Below are 268 nucleotides of genomic sequence, written 5' to 3' on the forward strand. Positions count from 1 at the left end.
AGATCACCTGATGCTGGCCCGCCAGCTCCCTACACAGACGGTTGCTCTGATCCTCGCCGGCGGACGCGGCACGCGCCTGGTCGATTTAACGGCCAAACGTGCCAAACCGGCGGTGCATTTCGGCGGCAAGTTCCGCATTATCGACTTTGCGCTGTCTAACTGCATCAACTCCGGGATCCGTCGTATGGGCGTGATAACCCAGTACCAGTCCCACACTCTGGTGCAGCACATTCAGCGCGGCTGGTCATTCTTTAATGAAGAAATGAAC

1 protein-coding gene is annotated in these 268 nt (G+C 57.5%); it reads left to right on the forward strand.

Features of this window, described 5'->3' with window-relative positions:
* Positions 1-10: 10 nt before the first annotated feature.
* Positions 11-268 (forward strand): sugar phosphate nucleotidyltransferase (locus SB756_RS30705; RefSeq protein ID WP_410913320.1); only part of this gene is annotated, 258 nt, incomplete at its 3' end.

The sequence above is a fragment of the Pseudomonas sp. SIMBA_068 genome, from assembly GCF_046534705.1.
GTDB classification, from domain to species: domain Bacteria; phylum Pseudomonadota; class Gammaproteobacteria; order Pseudomonadales; family Pseudomonadaceae; genus Aquipseudomonas; species Aquipseudomonas putida.